This is a genomic window from Kineosporia sp. R_H_3, assembly GCF_002198675.1.
Classification (GTDB): domain Bacteria; phylum Actinomycetota; class Actinomycetes; order Actinomycetales; family Kineosporiaceae; genus R-H-3.
Genome location: NZ_MWLL01000021.1, coordinates 1 through 19,627 on the forward strand (window position 1 = coordinate 1; position 19,627 = coordinate 19,627).

The following is a 19,627-nucleotide window of genomic DNA, read 5'->3' on the forward strand; positions in this document are numbered from 1 at the left end:
CTGCACGAACCAAGCCTGACCCACCGACCAAGGTCAGCGACGGACCCCGGTCGGCGTTTTGTTCAGCAGGCTCCTAGGGGTTCCGGCCCGACTTCTGCCGGGCCGCCGACCCCGAGTCCAAGGGGATCGTGGAGACCCTGGTCGGCTACGCCAAACGCGACCTGATGGTCCCACTCACCCTCCACGACGACCTCCCCGCCGCCCCGGCGGACAGGCTCGCGGTGGTGAACACGCTGGCGGCCTGCTGGTGCGGGGAGGTGAACGCCGTCGTCCACTCCGAGATCTGCGCGGTCCCTGACCAGCGGCTGACCGTCGAACGCGACATGCTGAAGGCGCTGCCGTCGCTGCGGCCCGAGATCGGGGCCCGACCGGCGACCCGCAAGGTCGATCGGTTGTCGTGCGTGCGGTTCGGGTCGGCCCGCTACTCGGTCCCCACCCGCCTGATCGGCGACACGGTGTTCCTGACCGTTCTCGAGGGCCGGGTCCAGGTCCTCGAACGCTTCACCGGTGAGGTGGTCGCCGAGCATCCGCTGGTGGCTCCCGGGGAGACGAGCGTCCTGGACGAGCACTACGGGTCGTCCCGCCCGGACAAGCCCCGCCGGGCGCCGCGGGCCCGGACCGGCGACGAGCAGCAGTTCCTCGCGCTCGGCCCGACCGCTGCACAGTTCCTGACCGGCGCCGCCGCGGCCGGGGTGGCGAACCTGGCCCGCGAGATCCGCCAGATCCTCACCCTGCACGCCGCTCACGGCCCCGACGCCCTGCACGCCGCCCTGGCCAGGGCGGTCGAGTTCGGCCGCTGGCGCGCCGACGACGTGCGCTCCATCCTGGCCGCCGGCGGCGCCGCACCCACCCCACGCCCGCCCGGGCAGGCCCTCGTCCTGACCCTGCCCTCGGCGCTCACGGCACCGACCCGGTCCCTGGCCGACTACGCCATCGCCACCCCGGGCGGCGACGTCACCGGCACGATGGGCGGCGACGTGATGGGTGGTGAGTCGCGGTGACCGCTGCGGCGCCGCCGCCGCTGGCCGCGGACCTGGCCGAGGGGTTGAAGCGGCTGAAGATGGCCGCGATGCGCCAGCTCGCCCCCGAGCTGCTCGTCACCGCCAAGACCCAACGGTGGGCGCCGGAAGAGTTCCTGCGGACCCTGGTCGAGGCCGAGATCGCCGCCCGGGACGCCTCCAACGCCCGGACCCGGATGCGGACCGCAGCGTTCCCGGTGGCCAAGACCCTGACCGAGTTCGACGTCACCGCGTCCTCGATCCCGCAAGCCACCTTCGACTACCTGGCCTCGCTGGAATGGATCCGGGCCACCGAGAACGTCGCCCTGATCGGCCCCGCCGGCACCGGCAAGAGCCACATCCTGGTCGCCCTCGGGGTCGCCGCCGTCGAGGCCGGACACCGGGTCCGCTACTTCACCGCCGCCGACCTCGTCGAGACCCTCTACCGGGCCCTGGCCGACAACAGCGTCGGCCGCGTCATCGAAACCCTGCTGCGCAACGACCTCGTCCTGGTCGACGAGCTCGGCTTCGCACCCCTGGACGACACCGGCACCCAACTGCTGTTCCGGTTCATCGCAGCCGCCTACGAACGCCGCTCCCTGGGCATCGCCTCGCACTGGCCGTTCGAGTCCTGGGGACGCTTCCTACCCGAACACACCACCGCCGTCAGCCTCCTCGACCGCCTCCTGCACCACTGCCACGTCGTCATCACCGACGGCGACAGCTACCGCATGAAACAAGCCCGAACCCGAACCCCAGGAGGCCCCCGAAAACCAACCTGATCAACCCCGAGGAGCGGGGACTTTCACCTGGCCACCAACGGGGACGACAACCTGGCCGTTGACAGTGGGTCTGCCCGTTGGGGTGGGGTAGTAACGGGGGACGTTCTTCGTCGGCTTCATCGCCCTGTTCGCCTTTGCTGCCTGACCGGACGAGCCCGGGTTGGTCACTGCCTTCTACGTCGTGTAGGAACGGACTGCTGGTTTACGAGTTGTAGAGCGGACGGTGGATCCCGCCGGCCGGAGACGAGGTGGGTCGTGGAGCGCGGCGAGCTCGCCAGGGCTGTCACGGAGTGTCTGTGGCGGGAGCCCGACGGGCTGTCGGCAGCCTCCGTGGTCGATCGGTTGTCGCAGCATGATGGCCGGAGGCTGGCGGTGACCACCGCGCTGACGGTGCTGGAGCGGTTGCGGCACAAGGGGCTGGTGGACCGTGTGAGACAGGGCAAGAGCTATCTGTACACGGCGGTAGCCGACCGGGAGTCGCTTGTCGTTGAGGCGATGACCGCGGCCCTGGCGGACAGTTCGGACCGGACGCTCGCGTTGTCGCGCTTCGTGGACGCGATGACTCCCCAGGAGCAGGCGACGCTGCGTGCGGCGCTGGGCGGACAGCCGTGACGGCGGCGGTGGTCGCCGCTGCCCCGACCGTCGGAGCGTTTCCGGCCTGGTCGCTACTCGATCCGATCATCCTCGCCGCGTTCGTCGTGCTCCTCGCCAGGCCGGTGCCGGCCGTCCTGGGACAGTCCCAGTGGCCGGCGCGCGCGCCCAAGCTGGCACTGGTGGTCTGGGCCGCAGTGGGGGCGGCCACGGCCGTGTCGGCTCTGGGGGTGCTCGCGTCGCTGGACGTCGCGCCGCTGGGTGAGTCGGTGGCCCCTGCTCTGGCTCATCTCGTCGCTGGTACCGGTCCGGATCGGGGGCTTCTGCACTGGTGGTCATGGCTGCTGCTGGCGGCAGCCGCCGCGGCGCCGTGCTGGGTGGTGGCACGGATGCTGTCGCGCCGATGGCGACTGCGAGCGGCTCGGCGGGCGCACGGCCTGCTGGTCGACCTTGTCGCACGGTGGGACCCGTTGCTCGGCGCGCACGTCCTCGACGACAGTCGCATCCTTGCCTACCACCTGCCCGGAACGTTTCGTCCGGGCGGGCGTGGGTTGCGGATCGTCGTGACCCGCGGTTGCCTTGAGGGGGTGCCCGGCCCCGCTCTGGATGCACTGCTCGAACACGAGCGGGCGCACGCCGACGGCCGCCACGCGGCCGTGATCGGGGTGTTCGAAGTCTGCGCCGAAGCCCTGCCGTTCTCCGCGGGTGCCCGTCTTGCGCTTGAGGAGGTTCGTCTGCTCACCGAGATGCTCGCCGACGACCGCGCAGCGGCCCGTACCGGCAGGTCCCAGGTTCTGGCAGCTCTCGTGGCCGCTGCCTGCGAAGGCCCGCTCACCGTGCGCCGGCCACCACGACGTGTCTCGGGTCCCGTCGCGGGTCCTGTCGCGACTCGTTACAGGTCGTTGCGGCCGCGGTGTCGTGACGCCGAGCGGTCGCCGGAGCCACGAACGGGGCGCGTGACCTCGCCCGTCCTGCGGCGCGCACGTCGCCTCGTCGGCCCGTCCGGACAGCTGGCGTTCACGGCCCGCGCGGGGTACCTCGTCTTGGCTGCGTGCGTCATCTGCGCGCCCCTGGGCGTACTCGCAGCGGGATGAATTGCGCGCGCGCGTCACGCCCGGCCACGACCCGGACAACGGGGGACGCTCCCTGCCAGGCGCTGATGGCTGCTGGACACCCCGCCGGAGCTCACCATCGCGGTGGGGTGCGGATGGCTCAATCGGTTCTGGCCCGGAGTCGACGCCCCAAGGTTCGCCGGCTGGCCGACTCCATCGTCGCCGGGCAGACGGTCGAGATCGGCGGCATGAGCGCACTGCTCGAGGCGAGGACGTCATGAGTCGCCCGCAGCGGACGTCCCCGGACCGGCAGCCGCACCCCGAGCGTCGCGACTGCGAGCACGCCGACGGCGCGGCAGAAGCAGCCGGGCCCGGCAACCCTCTGAGGTTGCGGCCGACCGGACGGACGACGGTGACCACCCGGCCCGGGCGGCCAGCAGTCGCCATCGTCGTCGTCGTGGCGGTCGCGGCCGCCCTGGCCGCTTGGTGGTGGACCGGGGACGCAGCCGAGCCGGCAGCCGGAAGCGCGCTCGCCCCGTCGGCCGGGCTGCAGGCCTCGGTCCTGGTGGCGCGAGTGGTGCGCGACGTCAGTGCGGCGTTCACTGTCGGCAACCTCGTGCTGATCTCAACGGTACTCCCTAGCACTGCGGCCGGTTCACCGGCAGACCTGGGAGCCTTGCGGGCGCGGACGCTGCGGACGGTCGCGGCGGCCGCGTGGGCCTGGGCCGCCGCCGGTGCAGTCTGGCTCGTCCTGTCCTACTGTGCCCTCGTCGGCACGTCTCCCGTCCCCTCCCTGCTCGACGGAACGCTCGCGCCTCAGGTGGCCTACTACGTCGCCGAGTTCGACATCGGTCGGGCCTCGGCGCTCAGCGCCGTGCTCGCCGCTGCCGTGGCGGTCGCCTCTCGGTTGACCCGGCGCACGACCCCGGCCGCATGGCTCACTACCCTGGCCGTCCTCGCCCTGCTGCCACCGGCGTTCACGGGCCACTCGACCACTGCGGGAGACCACGGAGCCGCCGTCGACACCCTCGCCGTGCACGTCGTGGCGGCGAGCATCTGGGCGGGAGGGCTGGCCGGGCTGGGCCTGATTGCCCTGCGTCGGCGCGAGACACGGCCCGCCGCGGCCCCCCGCGCTGCCGGGCCGGAGGCCTACGCGCTGTCGGACTCCGCCTGGAGCCTCGTCCTCCGGCGCTACTCACGGCTGGCCCTGGGCTGCTACGCCGCAGTAGCGCTCTCCGGGACTCTGGCGGCCGTAGTCAGGGTGCCGTCGGTCGCCGCCCTCGCCGGACCGTACGGGGCGCTGCTCGCAGCCAAGATCACCGCTCTGGCCGCCCTCGGCGCGGCCGGTGCCCTGCAGCGTCGGCGCCTGCACGTCGACCCGCCGGTACGCCGTGGGTTCCTGCGGCTCGCCACCGCCGAGATCGCCATCCTCGCCGTCAGCTCAGGCCTGGCGGCCGTCCTGTCGGCGACGCCGATCAGCACGGAAGTCACCTTGCCCGCCACGGACGCCACCACCGTACTTCTCGGCTACCCGATGCCGACCGCACTGGATGCCGCCAGCTGGTTCACCCGCTGGCGGCTGGACTCGACGTGGGGTCCGGTCGCCGTCATCGCCGCAGGCGTCTACCTCCTGGGTGTGCGGCGCCTGCGGCGACGCGGCGACAGTTGGCCTCCTGGCCGGACCGCGGCGTGGCTCGGCGGGTGCGCCGCCCTACTGTGGGCCACGAACGGTGCACCCGGCGTCTACGGTGACGTCCTGTTCAGCATGCACATGGTCGAGCACATGACCGTCGGGATGCTCGTGCCCGTCCTGCTCGTCGTTGCAGCCCCCATCACGCTGGCCCTTCGCACCCTGAACCGACGAACCGACGGCAGCCGCGGTCCCCGCGAATGGCTCCTCGAACTGGTGCACGCACGCTACCTGAGGCTGATCACCAGACCCCCGGTCGCCGGAGCCCTGCTTGTCGGAAGCCTGTTGGGGTTCTACTACACCCCGGTGTTCGTCATCGCGATGAGCACTCACACCGGACACGTGCTTATGACGGCCCACTTCATCGCTGTTGGCTACCTGTTCGCCTGGGTCATCTGCGGGCCGGACCCCGGCCCCGCCCGACCGACCTATCCTCTCCGGCTGGTCATGCTCATCGTCACCATGGCCTTTCACGCCTTCCTTGGCGTCTCCATGATGAGCGGGCGCGAGATCCTCGGAGAGGCCTGGTTCAGCCAGCTCGAACGCCCCTGGGGACCCAGCCTCGCCCAGGACCAGTACCTCGGTGGAGCGCTCGCGTGGGGGCTAGGCGACTATCCCGTCGCCATCCTCACCGCTGCGCTCGCCGTTGCCTGGATCCGCTCCGACAACCGCGAATCCCGCCGGTACGACCGCAAGGCAACTCTGGACGACGACGCCGAGCTCAAGGCCTACAACGCCTACCTCCAGAGCATCGCTGCCCAGCACGAGGCGTACGAGCGTAGAACACGCGCCCCCGCCGGGGGCGACACCCGCCGTGACTCTCAGCGTCGAGCGTCCCCAGCGCCCGGCCCAGATGACAATGACGCATGACGACGCTACCGACGCACCGTGTGGGGGCTGTCGCGGACACTCCGAGGGAGCAGGCAGCAGCGAGATGACAAACCATGACGACCAGCGCAAGCGGCGGGCCAACCGCCTGACCCTGCTGGGGTTCGCGATCGTAGCCTGCGCCTATCTCGCCTGGATCGTCCTCGTTCTCACCACCTGACCGTCTCGTTGGCCTCGAAGCGGTTGACCACGCGGTCGGATGTCGAACCGCCACCCACTGACGCAGTACCAAGTGCACCTCAAGGACGGCGCTGCATGCTCCGATGGACCAAGTCCTGTCTCGCGCCCGCCTGGTCCACCATCAGGCCGCCGTCCGGCCATCGTCAGGAGCATCGAGTGAAGATCACCGTCGGACGCCGTCTTGCCGGCATCGCGGCCCGCACCCCTCCCACGTATCATCGTCACATAACAATGATATCGACGAGGTGTGATGATCCGCGTGTCGGGCCCGTCGAGCAGACCGGTATCCCGGCGGCGGCGCTGTTCCACAGCCTGTCCGACCCGACCCGGCTGGCGATCCTGTGCCACCTCGCCCTCGGTGAGCACAAGGTCGTCGACCTGGTCACGCACCTTGGTGCCGCACAGTCCACCGTGTCCAAGCACCTGTCGTACCTGCGCCAGTGCGGGCTCGTGCAGTCTCGGGCCGCAGGTCGTGCGTCGCTGTACTCCCGGGCCGTGCCGGAGGATCTGACCGGGCTGCTCGCCGCCGCGCAGCGGCTGCTCGCGGTTACCGGCGATGCGGTCGAGCTGTGCCCCACCTACGGCACCGGCAGCCACAGCGACAGTGCGCGCCCCGCTGGCAGCGGGCCGGCACGAGACGCTCGATGAGCGCCGGAACCCAGGAGGACCTGACCGACCGTGAGGTCGAGCAGCTTACCCGCCGGGGGCCGAGACTGGCGCAGTTCACCGTCGTCTACAACATCGCCAAGGGCGTCTTGGCGGTCATCGCCGGGCCTGCTCGCCGGGCTCGTCTCGCTGGTCGGGTTCGGCGCGGACTCCCGGATCGAGGTCGCCGCCAGCGTCCTGGTCGCGATCCGGCTCGCGGCCCGGCTGCGAACGGCGAGGCCGATGAAGCCAAGGAGCGCCGCACCCTCAAGGCCGTCGCGGTCACGTTCTGGGCGCTGGCTGCCTACTTCGTCATCGAAGTCGTCGCGATTTGCTCGACGGCTCGACCCCGGACAACAGCGTCGTCGAGATCGTGCTGCTCGTGCTCAGTGTGATCATCATGCCCGTGCTCGCCGCGGCCCAGCGCCGCGTCGGCACCCGGCTCGGAGACCCGGTGATGCTCGCCGACGCCGCCGAGACCAAGATGTGCGTGCTGCTGAGCATCTCCACCCTGCTCGGCCTGGTCCTGTTCGCCATCACCGGGCAAGGCTGGCGCGACCCCGTCGCCGGCTTCGTCATCGCCGCATTCGCCATTAACCAAGGACCCGACGCCTGGGAGGGCGAGTTCGTCGACGCCGACGATGATGATGACGATGACTAGAACTGCAGGGCGGCGGGCGCAGCTCGCCGCGGCGGCTGCCGCGGTCGCCGTGGCCGACCTCGCCGCCAAAGCGTGGGCCGATGCGTCCTTGCCCGGACGCACGATGCATGGTGGGCTGCTCGATCTGCAGCTGGCCTACAACTCCGGCGTCGCGTTCTCCCTCGGACATTCAGCACCCCGCGCGGTCGTCGTGCTGGTCACCGCGGCGATCACCGCGCTGGTCGCCTCCGTCGCCTGGCGGGTCGCGCCGACCGGTGCCCTGCTGGCCCGGGCAGCCGTCGCCGCGATCCTCGGCGGCGCAGTCGCCAACCTCGCCGACCGGGCGGCCGACGGCGTCGTCACCGACTACCTCCACACCGGCTGGTGGCCCACCTTCAACCTCGCCGACGTCGCCATCTGCGTCGGAGTCGCCCTGCTAGCCCTACACACCCTGCGCACCGGCACGCCAGACACCAACATCACCCCGAACACCGACGCCGCGGCCCGCAGTCGCCGCAGCCGCTGGCATGAGTCTGTCGGGTCCGATGCCCCCACAGAGACGCGGCGGCGTCATCAGGATCGAGGGGCTCCCGCACGTTGCGACCGGGTCTGAACACCTCACCGTCGAAGGCGCCGGGCTGCGGCCCTGCTCGCTACCGCCGGCGAGACCGGCCGGATCGTCGACCAGCTCACGCGGGCCAGCGAGGAGATCGAGCAGATCGTCCGGACGATCACCTCGATCGCCGAGCAGACCAATCTGCTCGCCCTCATCGCGACCATCGAGGCCGCGCGCGCCGGGGAGGCGGGCAAGGGCTTCGCCGTCGTCGCGAACGAGGTCAAGGAGCTCGCCCAGGAGACCGGCCGCGCCACCGGCGACATCACGTCGAAGATCTCCGGCATCCAGTCCATGACTGCCTCGGCGGCCACGGCGATTCGCGACATCGCCACGATCATCGACCGGATCAACGACAACCAGTCGATGGTCGCCGCCGCCGTCGAGGAGCAGTCCGCGACGACCAACGAGATCAACCGGTCCGTCAGCGACGACTCGGGCGGAGCCCGTCGGATCACCGAGAGCGTCGCCGGCATCAGCCGCTCCACCGGCGCCACCGCGGACAGCGCCCGCAGCACCCAGGCCTCCGTCGCAGCCCTGTCCGTGATCGCCGCGGACGCCGACCAGCTCATCCGCCGGTTCAGCCGGACGGTCCACAGCACGTAACGACGGCACACTCGCGGATCGGCAACGCTGCTTGGGCGTAGCCAGGGACCGCCACAGGATGGATGATCGTCCACGACGAGCGGAGTCGTCGCCACAACAGGGAGGCGCGATGCTCGGTGGATGGGCGGCGATCGCCGCCTTCGCCGCCCTCGTCCTCCTCGCCGACGGCCTCGCCCGGCACCGCAGGCGGCCCGTCACCGTCCTGCTCGCCAGCGCCGCGGCAGGCCTCGTTCTGTCCACGCTCGGCACTGTCATCGTCCAACTACGAGCTGCAAGTGACGACCTCACCCTTTCCGGCGTCGCCGTGGTGTCCGGGCTCGGACTCATTGTCGGGCTGCTCGTCGGCGGGGCCTTTGCTGGGCTCGGGCAAACCACCCAGACGCGCGAACCGCCAAGCACCGCGGGCGCGGACAGACCCCCGGACCCCGAGTGCCACCCCCGCACATGACGACGACGCCGGCCATACCGGGGCGGACATGGACGGGGCACCTACCGGCGAGAGCGGCTCCCGTGGTGTGCCGCGGGCCCGCACTTCGTTCGGATCGCGGAGCGAGAGTCGCCGACCGGCAAACGTGCGCCGCTGCAACCCGTGAGGACCTGTGTGGTGCCTTCAGGTCACCCCGACACCCATCGGCCACACCCACACCGGACCCATCAGGTCCAGTCACACAGCCCACCGACCTGAACGGTGGATCAGGCGTCAGGTCAGGCAGCAAGGGTCGACCAGTAGTCCCAGAATCGGACAGTGGCCAGCGCGGCGATGGCGACGAGCCATGCCGTGACCACGCTGGGTGCATAGGCAACGGCGGGTCGTAGCCGGGCCGGGACCGGCAGTCTGGCACTACAGACGTTGTGGGCGGTGGTGGCGACGAAAGCCGCGATGGCTGCGACCCACACAGCCATGCAGTAGGGGCAGAGGGCACCGATGCGGTACAGGCTTTGAAAGATGAGCCAGTGCACGAACAGCACCCCCAAAGTGGTGCCGGCCTGGATCCCCCACCAGAACCATCCCGGCAAGCGGGCCCCGGTGAGCAGGACCACGCCGATGGTGAGCAGCGCGGCGAACCCGGCTACGCCGAGGCTGGGGTTGGGGAACCCGAACGCGTCGGCCTGGGGGGTGTTCATCACCGACCCGCAGCTGAGGACCGGGTTGATGCTGCAGGAGGGGACGTAGGCCGCGTTAGCCAGAACGGCGACCTTCTCGACGAGCAGAACGAACGCGGCGGCCAGCCCGACCAGTCCAGCCCAGGTCAGCGTCCACGCGGTGGCGCGCTGGCTGCGGGCCGGCGCGCCGGCCGGTGCCTGCTCAGCCATTGACGGCGGCGTCGAGCTGGGCCTCGAACTCCTGCACGGTCGCTGGCTTGAACTGGCGGCCGTTGAGGAAGAACGTCGGGGTGCCTTGCACGCCGACGGCGAGCCCGTCCTGACGGTCTTTCTCGACCCGGGCGGCGGTGGCCGGGTCTGCGACCGCCTGGTCGTAGGCAGCCATGTCCAGGCCGAGGTCCTGGGCGAAACCGCGGAACACGGAGGCCTTGGAATCCTGCTGCTCGCCCCACTGGTCCTGGGTGTCGTACATCCGCTTGTACATGGCCTCGAACTGGCCCTGCTGCGCGGCGGCCTCAACGGCGACCGCGGCGTTGACTGCGTTGGCATGGCTGGGAATGGGGAAGTACCGCACGACGAAGTCGACCTTGCCGGCGTACTTGGTCCGCAGGTCCTCCACGACCGGGTACGCGGCACGGCAGGCCTCGCACTCGAAGTCCAGGAACTCGACCAAGACGGCCTTGCCGGTCCCCGCCTGCCCGAGGCGGTGGCTGTCGGCGCGCACCAGCAGCCCTGTGGTGCTCGCTGTACCTCGGTCGGGTTCGGCGGCATCGGCCGGGTCGGTGGCCCCAGTGCCTAGCGTCAAGCTGGCGACGACGACGGCGACCGCGAAAACGGCCACGACGACCGCCGAGATGACGGCGTTGCGCTTCACGGGTGTCACGGGGCCAGCTCCAGTTCGGGAGGTGTCACTGCAGGACATCGGCGATCGGTGGAAGGACGAGCGACTTGTCGACCTGGTTCCCCAGGAGCTGCGCCTGTTCGGCTGGCTGGTCAGCCGCACACGCGGCACTCCTGATGTCGGTACACCACACCCACCGACACGAGTGGACACCTGCGCGGACGGCCATCGTGGTTCGCCCCGCCGCGAAACATCCCAGATTCTGTGTGCCGTCGGTCGGTGATCTGATCGAACCGTACGGAGCCTTGCTGGCAGCCAAGACGGCAGTCCTGGTCGCCCTCGGTGCCGCGGGCACGCTGCAACGCCGACATCTCCCTGCAGTCCCACCGCCCCGGTACGCCTTTGCGCCCTCGCCGAGGTGATGGTCCTCGCCGTCACCTCCGGTGTGGCCCCCGTCCTATCCGGGACGCCGACTGGTGCAGATGGCGCCCCGTCGGCAACGGACGCCACCACCGCGCTCCTCGGCTATCCCATGCCGGTGGCGCTCGATGCCGCCGGTTGGTTCACCCGGTGGCGGGTGGACTCGACCTGGGGCCCGGTCGCCGTCCTCGCCGCAGGCCTCTTACCTCCTCGGCGTGCGACGCATGCATAGACGAGGCGACCACTGGCCTCCCGGGCGGACCGCCGGGTGGCTCGGCGGGTGCACCGCGCTGCTGTGGGCCACCAACGGCGCCCCGGGTGTCTACGGCGATGTGCTGTTCAGCATGCACGTGGTCGAACATATGACCGTCGGGATGCTCGTGCCCGTCCTGCTCGTCGTCGCCGCACCCATCACACTGGCCCTGTGCGCCCTGCGTCGCCGCACGGACGGCGGCCGGGGACCACGCGAATGGCTCCTCGAACTTGTGCACGCACGCTACCTCCGCCTGCTTACCAGGGCTCCTGTCGCCGGCGCGCTGCTCGTGGGGAGCCTCATGGGCTTCTACTACACCCCGGCGTTCGGCATCGCGATGAGCACACTTACCGGACACGTGCTCATGACCGCGCACTTCCTCACGGTCGGCTATATGTTCGCGTGGGTCGTCTGCGGACCTGGCCCGCGCCCCACACGCCCGACCTACCCGCTACGACTGGTCATGCTCATCGTGACCATGGCCTTCCATGCCTTCGTCGGCGTGTCCATGATGAGCGGTCGCGAGATCCTCGGAGAGGCCTGGTTCAGCCGCCTCGACAGGACATGGGGTCCCAGCCTCGCCGAGGACCAGTACCTCGGTAGAGCGCTCGCGTGGGGGCTAGGCGACTACCCTGTCGCCGTCCTCACCGCCGCTCTCGCGATCGCCTGGATCCGCTCCGACAACCGCGAATCGCGTCGCTACGACGCAAAGCCAATCTGGACGACGACGCGGAGCTCAAGGCCTACAACGCTTACCTCGCGACGCTGGCTGCGCAGCACGCTGATTGCGAGGATCGCACCCGCGCCACCGCTTCCCCCGACGGCACGGACCCCGACGTAGCCGTCACTCGCCGATCTTGACCTGTCGGCGGCCCGGTCCACCCGGACGGCGCAGCCCGGCGACGACGAGGAGCACGCAGGCGAGCCCGGCGAGGCCGCCGACGACCCACAGCGCCTGCGTCGTCCGGCTGCCGAGCAGGCCGCGGCCCGTCCAGTCGAGCCGCCCGTCGACCGTGAACGGCCGGTCGCCGTAGAGCCCCCGCAGCCGCCATGTCGTCAGCGCGTGCGGCCGGGACGGGTCGTCGACGACGGCGGCGGGCCGGCCGAGGCCGCCGTAGTGCGTGCGGGCGTCGTGCCACGTGACGACCGGCTCGAGCCCGAGCGGCTCCCAGCGCGGCGGGCGCGCCACCTGCGCGGTCGGGGAGTCCGCGGTGACGAGCCCGGAGCCGAAGCGGCCGTTGACCCGCGAGGTCACCGACCCGACGTTCTCCTGGGCCCCCTGCGGGCCGACCCGCAGGTACGGCTCGCCGTCGTAGCCGAGCAGCACGAGGTCGACCGCCGTCGTGTTCCGCACCTGCACCCAGGAGCCGTCCCGTGCGAGGTCGACCGTGACTCCGTCGACGGCGGGGGAGATCCCGGTGACCCGGCTGCGGTAGAAGGGCGCGTCGCCGCCGCCCGCGCCGTGCGCGGCCGCCGGTGCGGCCGGGCCGAGGGCGAGCACCAGGGCGAGCGTGAGCGCCCCGGCGGGCCCGAGGGCCCGCCGGGGGCCGCGCCGGCCGCGCACGTCAGCCTTCGAGGAAGGCGCTCTGCGGCAGGCCGCAGGCCCGGGCAGCCTTCGTGACGTCCGCGCGGGCCTTCGCGGCGAGGTCGGCAGCCCGGGCCGTGTCGCCCTTGGCGAGCGCGGTATCGACGCCGTGCAGGTGGGTGTGCAGCGCCACCCCGGCGTCGTGCACCCGCGGGTCGCGCAGCCCCGGGAGGATGCCGTCGAGGGCGTCGGCGACGGCCTTGGCCTGCGCCTGCGTCGGGGTGCCGGCGAGCCCCGCCTTGGAGACCTCGGCCGCGAACCCGGTGCAGGCCCGGGTCATCTCCTCCGGGGTCAGGGTCGTCCCGCAGCCGGCGAGCAGCGCGAGCGCGCCCGCCGCCAGGCCCGCCGCCGTCCGCCGGACCGCTGTCGTGCGCGCACGTCGTCCGGCCACGGATCCTCCTCCAGGCAACAGGTCCCCCTTCATGCGCCGAGCAGCAGCCCGAGGCCGGTCATGGTCAGGACCACCATGATGGCGAGCAGCGGCACCTGGGCCGCGACCGGGCGTCCCGGCCGCGGCGCCGAGGCCGCGAGCACGAGCGCCCGGTCGTGCGCGAGGACCGTGCCGACGACGTGGCCACCGACGATCGCCGCGACCTGCACGAGCGAGATCACCCGTGCCGTGACGAGGAGGTAGTCGACGCCGCGCCCCGTGAGCCCGAGCAGGTCCGCACCGGTCGCGAACGGGTCGCTGAGCAGGATCCAGGTCGTCTGGCCGTCGAAGAGCAGCAGCGAGAAGTAGTGCGCGACGGCGTAGCCCGCGGCCACCGGGACGAGCGTGTGCGCGAACGGCCCCGCGGCGTCCGCGTGGCCGCCGAGCCGGCCGGCGAGCCCTGCCCCGGCGGCGTAGAGCAGCCCGACGAGCGCGACCGCCGCGACGAGCCCGGTCGTCGACGGCACGAGCGACTCGCCGCCGGCGCCGAACCCGTTCTGCCACCACTGGGTCCGGCCCAGCCCGTCGAAGGCCGTGGAGCCGACGAGGACGACGACGGTGGCGACCAGCCCGCGCCCGGCGGGCAGCGCTGCCGCACCGTCGAGCGGGCCGCGCAGCACGAGTGCGCCGTCCGCCCGCCGCCCGACCGGGGCCAGCGCCCCGAGCAGCCGCGAGTACGCCTCGAAGCCGTCGCCGCGGGCGAACCAGCGATCGCCGACGACGGCGGCCGCGCCGAGGTGCACCAGCGCGTACGCGACGAGGAAGGCGCCGACCCGGCGCGGGTCGCTGCGGTCCGGTGCGGCGAGCTCGAACCACGTGAAGGCGAGCAGCGACAGCGCGGCCGGCCGGTACCCCCAGCGGTCCGCGAGATCGGGGCGCCGAGGCGCAGGGAGCACCCGCGACACCAGCCGGTACGTCGTCCGCAGCGGGTTGAGGGCGCCCCACACCGGGCCGAGCAGCAGGCTCACCGGGACCAGCCCGACCCAGAACGTCACGAAGAACGCCCACGGCGCGGCGTTCTGCGAGACGTCCGGCGAACCGGCCAGGGCGACGACGACGACGAGCAGCGTCAGCGCGAGCGCGACCGCCCGGAGCACGGTGCGTCCGGGGCCGTCGACGAGCGCCGCGACGGCCCGGGGGAGCGGGCGCCCGGCCGCCGCGCCGGCGAGTCGCGGCGTCCGCCACAGCGCGCCGAGCGCGACGAACGAGACGAGCACCGCGAGCCCGCTGCCGATCGGCTANGTCGCGGCGTCCGCCACAGCGCGCCGAGCGCGACGAACGAGACGAGCACCGCGAGCCCGCCGCCGGCGACGACGTAGCCGATCGGCAGCGGGAGGTCGGCCCGGGTGCCCACGCCGTGGGCGAGCGGCCCGACCGACGGCCCGACCGACAGCCCGACCGACGTCGCCGCCGTGACGAGGTGCGGCGTCACTGCACCTGGAGCTGGGCGAGCTGCAGGCCCTTCTCCTCCAGCTCGACCTCGAAGACCCCGGTCAGGGTGGCCTTGAACGTCAGCTCCGCCGTGCCGCCCTTCTCGACGTCCGCGTGCTTGTCGTAGCCGTGCAGGTGGATCTCGTCGGCGACGTCGCTCGTGACCCGAAGGGTCACCGTGGAGCCCTCCTTGACCTTGACCCGGCCCTCGGGGCCGCTGACCCTGCCGTCGGCGACGGTGATCTCGACGAGCCGGCCCTGCGCGGTCGGGGCGGGCGTGGGGGTCTGCGTGCGGGCCTGGCCCGCGGTGGTGGCGGACGGCGTCCCGGCGGCCGACGTCGTGGCCGCCGGGGCGGCGGACGAGGCCGCGGCGGCCGTCGGGGAGCCGCTCGCGCAGCCGGTGAGGGTCGCGGCGCCGAGCGCGGCGACGGCGAGCCGGAGCCTCGTGGTGCGTGCGGCGGGACGGCGGTTCATGGGCCTGATCCTCTCGTAGACCTGGGAGAGATACCCTGTGGGGTTTCAGGATGTGTGTGCTCACGCCGAAGGCCCGCGGTGGTGAACTGACAGCGAGGACCTGGAAGAGGAGAACATCAGGTGGCGACCGTCAGCCGCCGAGCAGGATGAATAGGCCACCGACGGTGAAGGCGATCATGGTGATGAGCAGCGGGATCTGGGAGACGTTGGCCGAGCCGGGCGCGCGGGCAGTCCGGGTGAGCCGGACCTGCTGATCGAGGCGGGTCGCCCGGTCGTGGGCCAGCACGACGCCGACGACGTGGCCGACGACGATTGCTGTGACTTGGACCAGGGAGATCGTTCGCGCGGAGACGACGGTGTAGTCCGTGGTGCGGGTGCGGATCCCAAGGATGTCGGCGCCGGTCCCGAAAGGGTCGCTGGCCAGGATGAACGCGGCCTGTCCGTGGAAGACCAGCAACGAGAAGTAGTGCGCGATCGCGTAGCCGGCAGCGATCGGCAGCAGCGAGTGGGCGAACACGCCGGCCGCCCCGGCGTACCCGCCGAGGCGGCCGGCGATCGCGCATGCGCCCGCGAAGAGCGCACTGACGACAGCGACGTGGCGACCAGTCCGACGGTGCCGGTGACGACGACGGCCTCGCCGAGGCCGGGGCCGTCCTGCCACCAACTGGTTCGGGTCACGCCGTCGTACGCGGTGGACCCGATAAGGATCACCGCGACGGCGGCCAGCCCGGGCAGCGGTTCGAGGCTGTCGGCTCCGTTGAGCGGGCTGCGCCACACCAGGACGCCGTCACGGCGTCGGCCGATCGGGGCCAACCGGCCGAGCAGACGTGCGTAGACCTCGAAGGGCTCACCGGTGCGCAGCCATCGTTCCCCGAAGTAGGTCGCGGCCGCGACCTGGGCGACGACGTAAACCAGCAGGACAGCGCCGAGCACGGGTGGTTCGGCGCGATCCGGGGCAACCAGCTCGAACCACGAGAAGGCCCCGAACAGGACGGCGGCCGGCCAGTAGCCCCAGGTGCGAGGGAGCCCGCCGGCGCAGTCGCCCCCGACCAGCCGCGCGATTCCCGACCGCATCGTCCGTAGCGGGTTGGCCACCGCCCACACCGGTCCCAGCAGCAGGCTCATCGGCACCAGCCCGACCCAGAACACGACGTGGAAGGCCCAAGGGGCCAGGTTGTCTTCAACGCCTAGCGGCCCGACCAGGGCCACCAGCAGCACCAGCAGGGTCAGGGCGAGGACCACGGTCTTCAGGGCACGGCGGGACTGCGGTGCGTCCGCGAGGGTCGACACCCACCGCGGCACTGGCCGGCCGGCATCGGCCCCAACCAGCCGAGGACTGCGCCAGAGCAGGACCAACGCCACGAAGGACACCAGTACCGCAGCCGCGCCTCCCACGACGACGTAGAACAACGGCAACGGCAGGTCGGCGCGGGTTCCCACGCCGTGCATCAACGGGACGGTGCGCATATCCCGGTCGGGCCCCTTCGTCGTACGGTCGCCCTAGCCATGAGGTCGCTCGATCAGGTGTCCTGGGTCTCGGCTCGCCCGATCAGACGGTATGGAGTGACCGCCTGTCGTGGTGGTTGCGGGCCGGGGCCTCGCTCACGCAACTTCGTGGGTTGCCGGGCAGTGGTCGCTGCCCGGCCTATCCGACATGCGTGGGAGGCCCCGGTGTTCATCGAGCGTACGAGTGTTGGCTTGGACGTGCACGCACGATCGATCGCGGCGGTGGCGATCGACACGGTGACCGGGGAGTTGTTCAAGCAGCGGCTCGCCCCGGGCGCTGATGCTGTTCTGGACTGGATGGCGAGCCTGCCCGGCCCGGTCGCGGTGGCCTACGAGGCCGGTCCCACCGGGTTCGGGCTGGCCCGGGCGATCCGCGCGGCCGGGATCCGCTGCGAGGTCGCCGCCCCCTCGAAGATCCGCCGGGCGGCCGGAGACCGGGTCAAGACCGACGTCCGGGACGCGGTGCTGCTCGCCCGGCTGCTGCGGGTCGACGACATCGTCAGCGTCCGGGTCCCGACCATCACCCAGGAGGCCGCCCGGGACCTGGTCCGGGCCCGTGAGGACGTCCGGGTCGACCTGACCCGGGCCCGGCACCGGGTGTCCAAGCTGCTCCTGCGGCACGGGCACGTCTACTACGGCGGCGACGCCTGGACCGGCAAGCACCACCAGTGGCTGCGCGGCATCCGCTTCGACGGCGCCGACCGGGCCGGCACCCGGGCCGCCTACGACTCCGACCTGGAGACCGTCGAGTTCGCCCTGGCCCGCCGAGCCCGGCTCGAGCGGGCGATCGGTGAACTCGCCGCCGACAGCGAGTTCACCCCGATCACGCGCCGACTGTGCTGCCTGCGCGGGATCTCCACCCTGACCGGCTTCGCCCTCGCCGTCGAGATCGGCGACTGGACCCGGTTCACCGGCTCCAGCATCGGCGCCTACCTCGGCCTGGTCCCCAGCGAACACTCCAGCGGCGACTCCCGCCGCCAAGGCGGCATCACCAAGACCGGTAACACCCACGCCCGCCGCCTGCTCATCGAAGCCGCCTGGCACCACAAGAAGCACTACGCCCCCGGCGCCACCATGCGCCGCCGCTGGGACGACGCCGGACCCGCTTCCCGGGCCCGAGGCCACGAAGGCAACCAACGGCTGCACCGGCGCTGGACCCAGCTCGCCGCCCGGAACAAGAAGCACACCATCGCCAACACCGCCATCGCCCGCGAACTCGCCGGCTGGTGCTGGTCACTGGCCACCCTGCCCGACTGAACCCCGCACGCGACAACCGACCCCGCACCCTCCACGTCGCACGTCGCACGTCGCACGTCGCACGGGCACAGACACCCGGCCGAACGCCGACGGCTGCGCGCAGCACGAGGAGCACACCCGCGGTTCGACTGTGAGCACCCGACCATCACCAGCCGGGCACGCTCGACCTCAGACCCCGCGAACCAGCTCCCGCCGAACACCGCCCTGCGGTAACCAACCCGCGCATATCAGTCTCGACCGTGCTGAACCGTCCCCGGTTCAGTGACTGGTGAGTTCTCCCGTCCGCGGTTGCGGCTGGGGGTTCATTGACGGGTCGTTCTCACAGACGTTCTGACAGTGGTTCTGACGGTAGTACGCCTGCTCGTACTCGATCGGGGGAACGTAGCCGAGTGCCCCGTGGAGGCGGTGCTGGTTGAACCAGTGCACCCACGAGAGGGTGGCGAGCTCGAGGTCGTCGACGCCGCGCCAGGGCCCGTCGCGGCGGACGCACTCGAGCTTGTAGAGGCCGATCAGGGACTCGGCCTGGGCGTTGTCATACGAGTCACCGACGGTCCCGATCGAGGCGACCGCGCCGGCGTCATGAAGCCGGTCGCTGTAGCGGATGGACGTGTACTGAGACCCCGCGTCGGAGTGGTGTACGAGCCCTTCCAGACGGCCCTGCTGGTCGGTGACGCCTTCGCGGTGCCGGGTCCACAGCGCCATCTCAAGGGCGTCCAGCGGCAGGCTGGTCGGCATCGAGGACGCGGTCCGCCAGCCCACGATCCGCCGCGAGTAGGCGTCCGAGACGAACGCGGTGAACGCCATCCCCGCCCACGTGGGCACGTAGGTGAAGTCGACCAGCCACAACCGGTTCGGGGCCGGTGCGGAGAAGTCCCGCCCGACCAGGTCCGGCGGCCGAGCCGCGGTCGGATCCGGCTTCGTCGTGGTGAACCCGCGGCCCCGACGTGCTCCTCGCAGGCCGGCGGCGCGCATCAACCGTTCGACCTGCCGCCTGGACACCGGCTCCCCGTCGACGCCGCCTTCGCGGGCCAGGGTGGCGTGGACCTTGCGGATCCCGTACAGGCCACGGCCGAGGTTCTCGTCGGCGTGGACCCGCTGGATCTCGGCGAGCACCCGCTCGTCACGCACGGCCCGCGCCGACGGCCGGCGGGACTTGTGGGCGTAGTAGCTGTTCGCGGCGATCTGGACCCCGTGCTCAGACAGGACCCTGCAGACCGGCTCGACCCCGAACCGCTCCCTGACCTCGTCGACGAAGCCGACTACCAGGGCAAACGCGGGTCGAGCTCCCGCGCGAAGAACGAGGAGGCCGCCAGCAGGATCTCGTTCGCCCGCTTCAGCTCACGGTTCTCGTGCTCCAACTGCTTGATCCGCGCAGCGTCCGACGTCGTCGTCCCCGGCCGCTTCCCGGCGTCGACCTCGCCCTGCCGGCACCAGCCGCGCAGCGTGTCCGGGACGATCCCGACCCGCTGCCCGACCCGGACCACCGCAGCGTTCAACGACAGGCCAGGGTCCTGCTCGCGAGCCTCGGCGACCAACCTGATCGCCCGCTCACGCAACTCGTTCGGATACTTCCTCGGTGCCGGCACAAAGACCACCTTCTCGTGGCTTCAGACCAGTCACCAGACCGGGGACGGTTCAGGG

Annotated in this window: 22 protein-coding genes; 14 read left to right on the forward strand and 8 right to left on the reverse strand. The window is 71.6% G+C overall.

The features are described from left to right. Positions 1-128: 128 nt before the first annotated feature. The 12 genes from ECOMGDLI_RS02260 to ECOMGDLI_RS02310 all read left to right on the forward strand — a co-directional run bounded on the left by ECOMGDLI_RS02260 (position 129) and on the right by ECOMGDLI_RS02310 (position 9,133). Positions 129-1,001 carry a hypothetical protein gene (locus tag ECOMGDLI_RS02260; RefSeq protein WP_088313204.1) on the forward strand — a complete coding sequence of 291 codons (873 nt, stop codon included), beginning with the start codon at positions 129-131 and terminating at the stop codon, positions 999-1,001. After that, entirely contained in the window at positions 998-1,780 is a 783-nt protein-coding gene (istB, locus tag ECOMGDLI_RS02265) for an IS21-like element helper ATPase IstB (protein ID WP_233153268.1), read from the forward strand. The genes ECOMGDLI_RS02260 and istB overlap by 4 nt, the downstream gene beginning before the upstream one ends. 255 nt (positions 1,781-2,035) lie before the next feature. Continuing rightward, positions 2,036-2,392: a BlaI/MecI/CopY family transcriptional regulator gene (locus tag ECOMGDLI_RS34320; RefSeq protein ID WP_158220862.1), complete on the forward strand. Its 357-nt coding sequence runs from the start codon at positions 2,036-2,038 to the stop codon at positions 2,390-2,392. Then, positions 2,389-3,465, forward strand: a complete 1,077-nt coding sequence (locus tag ECOMGDLI_RS02275; RefSeq protein ID WP_088313208.1) for a hypothetical protein — start codon at positions 2,389-2,391, stop codon at positions 3,463-3,465. Before ECOMGDLI_RS34320 ends, ECOMGDLI_RS02275 begins: the two co-directional genes overlap by 4 nt. 65 nt (positions 3,466-3,530) lie before the next feature. Further along, positions 3,531-3,704 carry a DUF305 domain-containing protein gene (locus tag ECOMGDLI_RS36610; RefSeq protein WP_369812700.1) on the forward strand — a complete coding sequence of 58 codons (174 nt, stop codon included), beginning with the start codon at positions 3,531-3,533 and terminating at the stop codon, positions 3,702-3,704. A gap of 131 nt (positions 3,705-3,835) precedes the next feature. Continuing rightward, on the forward strand, positions 3,836-5,983 hold the full coding sequence (locus ECOMGDLI_RS02285; protein WP_158220864.1) for a cytochrome c oxidase assembly protein: 2,148 nt from the start codon (positions 3,836-3,838) through the stop codon (positions 5,981-5,983). Positions 5,984-6,337: 354 nt separating this feature from the next. Beyond that, positions 6,338-6,829, forward strand: coding sequence for a metalloregulator ArsR/SmtB family transcription factor (locus ECOMGDLI_RS02290; RefSeq protein WP_233153269.1), 492 nt, complete (start codon positions 6,338-6,340; stop codon positions 6,827-6,829). Next, complete coding sequence (locus tag ECOMGDLI_RS35200) at positions 6,826-7,221, forward strand: hypothetical protein (RefSeq protein WP_198954468.1); 396 nt, start codon at positions 6,826-6,828, stop codon at positions 7,219-7,221. The genes ECOMGDLI_RS02290 and ECOMGDLI_RS35200 overlap by 4 nt, the downstream gene beginning before the upstream one ends. Then, entirely contained in the window at positions 7,200-7,487 is a 288-nt protein-coding gene (locus ECOMGDLI_RS35205) for a cation transporter (protein ID WP_233153270.1), read from the forward strand. Before ECOMGDLI_RS35200 ends, ECOMGDLI_RS35205 begins: the two co-directional genes overlap by 22 nt. After that, positions 7,480-8,079: a signal peptidase II gene (locus ECOMGDLI_RS02300; protein WP_088313236.1), complete on the forward strand. Its 600-nt coding sequence runs from the start codon at positions 7,480-7,482 to the stop codon at positions 8,077-8,079. The genes ECOMGDLI_RS35205 and ECOMGDLI_RS02300 overlap by 8 nt, the downstream gene beginning before the upstream one ends. A 117-nt stretch (positions 8,080-8,196) precedes the next feature. After that, positions 8,197-8,685: a methyl-accepting chemotaxis protein gene (locus ECOMGDLI_RS36615; protein ID WP_369812703.1), complete on the forward strand. Its 489-nt coding sequence runs from the start codon at positions 8,197-8,199 to the stop codon at positions 8,683-8,685. 109 nt (positions 8,686-8,794) lie between these two features. Continuing rightward, entirely contained in the window at positions 8,795-9,133 is a 339-nt protein-coding gene (locus tag ECOMGDLI_RS02310; RefSeq protein WP_088313218.1) for a hypothetical protein, read from the forward strand. A 257-nt stretch (positions 9,134-9,390) separates the two neighbouring features. Here the strand turns inward: ECOMGDLI_RS02310 and ECOMGDLI_RS02315 are convergent, their stop codons facing one another. Continuing rightward, positions 9,391-9,999, reverse strand: coding sequence for a vitamin K epoxide reductase family protein (locus ECOMGDLI_RS02315; protein ID WP_088313220.1), 609 nt, complete (start codon positions 9,997-9,999; stop codon positions 9,391-9,393). Beyond that, positions 9,992-10,672 (reverse strand): DsbA family protein, encoded by a 681-nt coding sequence (locus tag ECOMGDLI_RS02320; protein WP_369812701.1) that lies wholly within the window; start codon positions 10,670-10,672, stop codon positions 9,992-9,994. The genes ECOMGDLI_RS02315 and ECOMGDLI_RS02320 overlap by 8 nt, the downstream gene beginning before the upstream one ends. Before the next feature lie 506 nt (positions 10,673-11,178). Here ECOMGDLI_RS02320 and ECOMGDLI_RS02325 point away from each other — a divergent pair. Then, positions 11,179-12,144, forward strand: a complete 966-nt coding sequence (locus ECOMGDLI_RS02325; protein WP_255395970.1) for a cytochrome c oxidase assembly protein — start codon at positions 11,179-11,181, stop codon at positions 12,142-12,144. 3 nt (positions 12,145-12,147) lie between these two features. Here the strand turns inward: ECOMGDLI_RS02325 and ECOMGDLI_RS02330 are convergent, their stop codons facing one another. The 5 genes from ECOMGDLI_RS02330 to ECOMGDLI_RS35210 all read right to left on the reverse strand — a co-directional run bounded on the left by ECOMGDLI_RS02330 (position 12,148) and on the right by ECOMGDLI_RS35210 (position 15,740). Beyond that, positions 12,148-12,867 carry a hypothetical protein gene (locus ECOMGDLI_RS02330; RefSeq protein WP_088313226.1) on the reverse strand — a complete coding sequence of 240 codons (720 nt, stop codon included), beginning with the start codon at positions 12,865-12,867 and terminating at the stop codon, positions 12,148-12,150. 1 nt (position 12,868) lies between these two features. Next, positions 12,869-13,279 carry a hypothetical protein gene (locus ECOMGDLI_RS02335; protein WP_088313228.1) on the reverse strand — a complete coding sequence of 137 codons (411 nt, stop codon included), beginning with the start codon at positions 13,277-13,279 and terminating at the stop codon, positions 12,869-12,871. A 29-nt stretch (positions 13,280-13,308) separates the two neighbouring features. Further along, complete coding sequence (locus ECOMGDLI_RS02340) at positions 13,309-14,535, reverse strand: hypothetical protein (protein WP_198954465.1); 1,227 nt, start codon at positions 14,533-14,535, stop codon at positions 13,309-13,311. 211 nt (positions 14,536-14,746) lie between these two features. Next, entirely contained in the window at positions 14,747-15,223 is a 477-nt protein-coding gene (locus ECOMGDLI_RS34330; protein WP_158220866.1) for a hypothetical protein, read from the reverse strand. Between the two features lie 130 nt (positions 15,224-15,353). Next, on the reverse strand, positions 15,354-15,740 hold the full coding sequence (locus ECOMGDLI_RS35210) for a hypothetical protein (RefSeq protein WP_198954466.1): 387 nt from the start codon (positions 15,738-15,740) through the stop codon (positions 15,354-15,356). Positions 15,741-16,894: 1,154 nt separating this feature from the next. Between ECOMGDLI_RS35210 and ECOMGDLI_RS02360 the strand changes: the two genes are divergently transcribed. Next, a complete protein-coding gene (locus tag ECOMGDLI_RS02360) occupies positions 16,895-17,986 on the forward strand; it encodes an IS110 family transposase (protein ID WP_088313232.1) in 1,092 nt (363 codons plus the stop codon). A 258-nt stretch (positions 17,987-18,244) separates the two neighbouring features. On the opposite strand, the gene ECOMGDLI_RS02365 is transcribed toward ECOMGDLI_RS02360, so the two are convergent. Then, positions 18,245-19,572, reverse strand: a protein-coding gene (locus tag ECOMGDLI_RS02365) for an IS3 family transposase (RefSeq protein WP_369812702.1) whose coding sequence is annotated in 2 segments (ribosomal slippage) — positions 18,245-19,290 and positions 19,290-19,572 — 1,329 coding nt in all. Because the reading frame shifts where the segments join, the coding sequence is not laid out codon by codon here. Between the last annotated feature and the right edge of the window lie 55 nt (positions 19,573-19,627).

Bases quoted from the DNA above. Each gene is read 5' to 3' on its own strand.
- ECOMGDLI_RS36610 (WP_369812700.1), top strand. From the start codon at position 3,531: ATGGCTGCTGGACACCCCGCCGGAGCTCACCATCGCGGTGGGGTGCGG.
- ECOMGDLI_RS35200 (WP_198954468.1), top strand. From the start codon at position 6,826: ATGAGCGCCGGAACCCAGGAGGACCTGACCGACCGTGAGGTCGAGCAG.
- ECOMGDLI_RS02300 (WP_088313236.1), top strand. From the start codon at position 7,480: ATGACTAGAACTGCAGGGCGGCGGGCGCAGCTCGCCGCGGCGGCTGCC.
- ECOMGDLI_RS02310 (WP_088313218.1), top strand. From the start codon at position 8,795: ATGCTCGGTGGATGGGCGGCGATCGCCGCCTTCGCCGCCCTCGTCCTC.
- ECOMGDLI_RS02315 (WP_088313220.1), bottom strand. From the start codon at position 9,999: ATGGCTGAGCAGGCACCGGCCGGCGCGCCGGCCCGCAGCCAGCGCGCC.
- ECOMGDLI_RS02325 (WP_255395970.1), top strand. From the start codon at position 11,179: ATGCCGCCGGTTGGTTCACCCGGTGGCGGGTGGACTCGACCTGGGGCC.
- ECOMGDLI_RS34330 (WP_158220866.1), bottom strand. From the start codon at position 15,223: ATGAACCGCCGTCCCGCCGCACGCACCACGAGGCTCCGGCTCGCCGTC.